The 4,201-nt window shown below is 52.5% G+C and carries 4 protein-coding genes; 2 read left to right on the top strand and 2 right to left on the bottom strand.

The features are described 5' to 3' along the window. Position 1: 1 nt before the first annotated feature. Both rbsK and rbsR read left to right on the top strand, forming a co-directional pair. The gene (rbsK, locus tag FDW95_RS22155; protein WP_115259866.1) at positions 2-931 is read left to right on the top strand and encodes a ribokinase; all 930 of its coding nucleotides are present in this window, start codon (positions 2-4) and stop codon (positions 929-931) included. Between the two features lie 3 nt (positions 932-934). Further along, a complete protein-coding gene (gene rbsR, locus FDW95_RS22150; protein WP_096758965.1) occupies positions 935-1,927 on the top strand; it encodes a ribose operon transcriptional repressor RbsR in 993 nt (330 codons plus the stop codon). On the opposite strand, the gene mdtD is transcribed toward rbsR, so the two are convergent. Together mdtD and FDW95_RS22140 are read right to left on the bottom strand one after the other, a co-directional pair. Continuing rightward, entirely contained in the window at positions 1,893-3,320 is a 1,428-nt protein-coding gene (gene mdtD / locus FDW95_RS22145) for a multidrug transporter subunit MdtD (protein ID WP_096758964.1), read from the bottom strand. The genes rbsR and mdtD overlap by 35 nt on opposite strands. A 1-nt stretch (position 3,321) precedes the next feature. Next, positions 3,322-4,026, bottom strand: a complete 705-nt coding sequence (locus tag FDW95_RS22140) for a FadR/GntR family transcriptional regulator (RefSeq protein ID WP_096758963.1) — start codon at positions 4,024-4,026, stop codon at positions 3,322-3,324. Positions 4,027-4,201 lie beyond the last annotated feature (175 nt).

Raw genomic sequence — 4,201 nt, 5'->3', positions numbered from 1 at the left:
CATGAAAACCGCAGGCAACCTCGTTGTACTTGGCAGCATTAATGCCGATCACATCCTTAACCTTAACTCTTTTCCGACACCTGGCGAAACCGTAACCGGTAGCCACTATCAGGTCGCATTTGGCGGAAAAGGCGCGAACCAGGCGGTTGCTGCGGGTCGTAGTGGTGCGAATATCGCCTTCATTGCCTGTACAGGAGATGACGATATTGGTGAGCGTGTACGTAAACAATTAGCCAGCGATAACATCGATATTGCGCCTGTTAGCGTGATTTCTGGCGAAGCGACCGGCGTGGCGCTGATTTTTGTTAACGCGGAAGGCGAGAACGTTATCGCTATTCATGCCGGGGCGAATGCCGCACTTTCTCCTGCGTTAGTGGAAGCTCAACATGACCGTATTGCGCAGGCCTCGGCCTTACTGATGCAGTTAGAGTCGCCCATTGAAAGCGTACTGGCTGCGGCAAAAATTGCGCGTCGACATAATACGACGGTCGCGCTTAATCCGGCTCCGGCTCGTGAACTCCCTGACGAACTGCTGTCGCTGGTGGATATCATTACCCCGAATGAAACGGAAGCTGAAAAGCTGACCGGGATCCGGGTAGAAAACGATGAAGATGCCGCTAAAGCAGCGCTGGCGCTGCACGCAAAGGGAATTCACACCGTACTGATTACCTTAGGAAGTCGTGGTGTGTGGGCTAGCGTAAACGGTGAAGGTCATCGTGTTCCTGGTTTTAAAGTGGACGCCGTTGATACCATCGCTGCCGGTGATACCTTTAACGGTGCGTTAATTACCGCGTTACTGGAAGAGACACCGTTGCCTGAGGCGATTCGCTTTGCGCATGCGGCCGCGGCGATTGCGGTAACGCGTAAAGGTGCACAACCTTCCGTTCCGTGGCGCGAAGAAATTGAGGCGTTTTTAGGTCAGCAGAGGTAACGCTTGGCTACAATGAAGGACGTTGCCCGCCTGGCGGGTGTTTCCACGTCGACGGTTTCTCACGTCATTAATAAAGATCGCTTTGTCAGCGAGGCTATCACCGGCAAAGTTGACGCTGCGATTAAAGAGCTTAACTACGCGCCTTCCGCGCTGGCGCGTAGCCTCAAGTTGAATCAGACTCGCACCATTGGCATGTTAATCACAGCCAGTACCAACCCCTTCTATTCAGAACTGGTACGCGGCGTTGAGCGCAGCTGTTTTGAGCGCGGCTACAGTCTGGTTTTGTGCAACACCGAAGGCGATGAACAGCGCATGAATCGTAATCTGGAGACGCTGATGCAAAAGCGGGTGGACGGCTTACTGCTGCTCTGCACCGAAACCCATCAGCCTTCCATGGAGATCATGCAGCGCTACCCTTCTATTCCCACCGTGATGATGGACTGGTCACCCTTTGAAGGGGAAAGTGACCTGATTCAGGACAATTCCCTACTGGGTGGCGATCTGGCAACTCAGCATCTCATTGATAAGGGTTTTACGCGCATAGCTTGTATTACCGGTCCACTGGATAAAACGCCGGCACGTTTGCGGCTGGAGGGATACCGGGAAGCGATGAAGCGTGCAGGGCTGGATATTCCTCAGGGCTATGAGATCACCGGTGATTTTGAGTTCGGCGGTGGGTTTGAAGCCATGCAAACGCTGTTGTCACATAACCAGCGACCACAGGCCGTTTTTGCGGGCAATGATGCAATGGCTGTGGGGGCGTATCAGGCTCTGTATCAGTCAGGATTGCGCATTCCGCAGGATATGGCGGTCGTGGGCTATGATGATATCGAACTGGCGCGCTACATGACGCCACCGCTCACCACTATCCACCAACCGAAAGATGAACTGGGTGAGCTGGCCATCGACGTATTAATCCACCGCATGGCGCAGCCCGCTTTACAGCAACAGCGCCTGCAGCTTACTCCTGTTCTGATGGTGCGGGGGTCGGTTTAGACTTATGCCGATCATTGATCAGGTTGCGGCCATCTTTGGCTTTTAGCAGCATGAACATCAGCGCTGATATCACCGTAATCGCGCCCATCGTAATAAAGGTATAGTGGAACTGTTCTACCGTATTGGTTCCTTCCATGCCTTCATAGACACGCAGTACGGCGGCGCTAATCGCCACCCCTAAGCTGATCGACAGCTGCTGCGTGACGGCTAACACGCTGTTGCCACTACTGGCATTATCATCGGTTAGATCCGCAAGGGTAATGGTATTCATTGAAGTAAACTGGGTGGACATTCCCATACCTAAAATGAACAGCGGCAGGATCAGCATCCAGACTGGCATCGCGGGAGATTGCAAAGAGAACTGCGCAATCATCAGGCCGATAAATACCGTGACGCCGACCAGCGTGGTGCGGTAGCCAAGACGACGCAGAACCTGCGTCACCATCGATTTCGCCAGAATAGATCCCAGCGCCGTCGGCGCCATCATGCAACCGGCTATTAGCGCCGGGTAGCCAAAGCCTACCTGCAACATCAGCGGCATTAAGAAAGGGACACACCCCGTTCCCAGACGTGTGGCAAGGTTTCCCGCGATACCGACCGAGAAGGTGCGGGTCTTAAAGATTGGCAGAGAAATTAACGGTGTGGGATGGCGGCGCGCGTGGCGGATGTAAGCGAGCAGCAGCAAAATACTGCCAAGAATAATGCTGAGAGCGACCCAACTGGCGACAAGCTTTTCACCGAACAACTCTACTCCGCTAGAGAACAGTACCAGACTCAGACCAAAGAGAAAGAAGCCAGTCATATCAAAACGGCGGCGCGGCGTCGTGAAGTTAGGCATATATTTGCGGGCGTAGAAGATGCCGGCGATGCCAATCGGAATATTAATCAAGAAGATCCAATGCCAGCTGGCCCACGTGACCAGTACTCCGCCCAGGACCGGACCTAAAATGGGTCCCACCAGTCCCGGCATAGTCACGAAGTTAAGGACCGGGAGCAGCTCACTGCGCGGGTAGGCGCGTAATAGCGCCAGGCGGGCAACCGGCATCATCATTGCGCCACCAATGCCTTGTATCACGCGGAAAATAACCAGTTGGGTTAAAGAGCCGGAGAGTGCACAGGCAAGTGAACCCAGGGTAAACAGACTCACGGCAATCATAAAGATACGTCGGGTGCCGAAGCGGTCAGCCAGCCAGCCACTTACCGGGATCAACATCGCTACCGTCAGGGTGTAGCTGATAATGGCAGACTGCATGGCGAGTGGGGAGCGGTTGAGGCTGTGCGCGATGGCGGGTAACGCAGTATTAAGGATGGTGGCGTCTAATGCCTGCATAAAAAAGGCCATGGCTGCGATCCATGGCAGTCCGGCCATACTGCGCGATTTCTTTTCAGGCATGTTATTTATCCGGGAGATCGTTAGGAGCTATCAGCAATGCCTGACAGGCGGTGAAGGCGCGATCGCCATCGCTCTCCTCTATGGCATCGACAATAGCCTGATGCAAATCCAGCTTTACCACGTCGTTATAGGTAATAGAGGTAAAATAGGTCTGGTAGACGGAATGGAATAACGAGGCAAAGGAGATCAGAAATGGATTCGCACTCATTTCATAGATGTGCTCATGCCAGGCGATATCAACCTCAATCCAGCGCTCGCGCTTAAAGTTCCTTTTCAGCTCGACCATCTCTTCCATTAACGTAGTCAGATGTGCTTTTTGTTCTGCTGTGCCGATAGTCGCCGCCAGTAAACAGGCTTGAGGCTCCAGGCTAATGCGCATCACCAGAAAATGTTTGATGACCTGAGGGAAATTATCTTCCGTCATCCACCAGGTGAGCAGTTCCTGATCGAGAAAGTTCCAGTTTGCTTGTGGCATAACGCGAGTACCAATACGCGGGCGCGGTAATACCATACCTTTTGCCGTTAATGTCTTTACCGCTTCCCTTACCGCTGTACGGCTCACACCGAACTGGCTGCCCAGTTCTATTTCACCTGGTAGGATGGCGCCTGGCGCGTACTCACCTTTTAATATTCGCTGAGCCAGCTTTTCGGCCAGAACATAGGAAAGGTTTTTCTGTGCGGCTAGCTGTTGGGCATTTAAAGGCATGAATGTTCTTCCTTACTCTTTCTCTTATTCATTAGTATGCCATCAGGAAGTGTGATTGCGGTTGCAAAAACGGCATATTGCTTATTTTATGGCATGTTAAAGACAGTTTTGGTGAAATAACGCGCACTCAGAAAGTTATTTTAAATTTCCTCTTGTCAGCCTGAAATAACTCCCT

Source organism: Citrobacter sp. wls718, from assembly GCF_005280945.1.
In the GTDB taxonomy this organism is placed as follows: Bacteria; Pseudomonadota; Gammaproteobacteria; order Enterobacterales; family Enterobacteriaceae; genus Citrobacter; species Citrobacter gillenii.
This window is presented reverse-complemented; position numbering and strand designations above follow the sequence as displayed.

Bases quoted from the DNA above. Each gene is read 5' to 3' on its own strand.
- mdtD (WP_096758964.1), bottom strand. From the start codon at position 3,320: ATGCCTGAAAAGAAATCGCGCAGTATGGCCGGACTGCCATGGATCGCA.
- rbsK (WP_115259866.1), top strand. From the start codon at position 2: ATGAAAACCGCAGGCAACCTCGTTGTACTTGGCAGCATTAATGCCGAT.
- FDW95_RS22140 (WP_096758963.1), bottom strand. From the start codon at position 4,026: ATGCCTTTAAATGCCCAACAGCTAGCCGCACAGAAAAACCTTTCCTAT.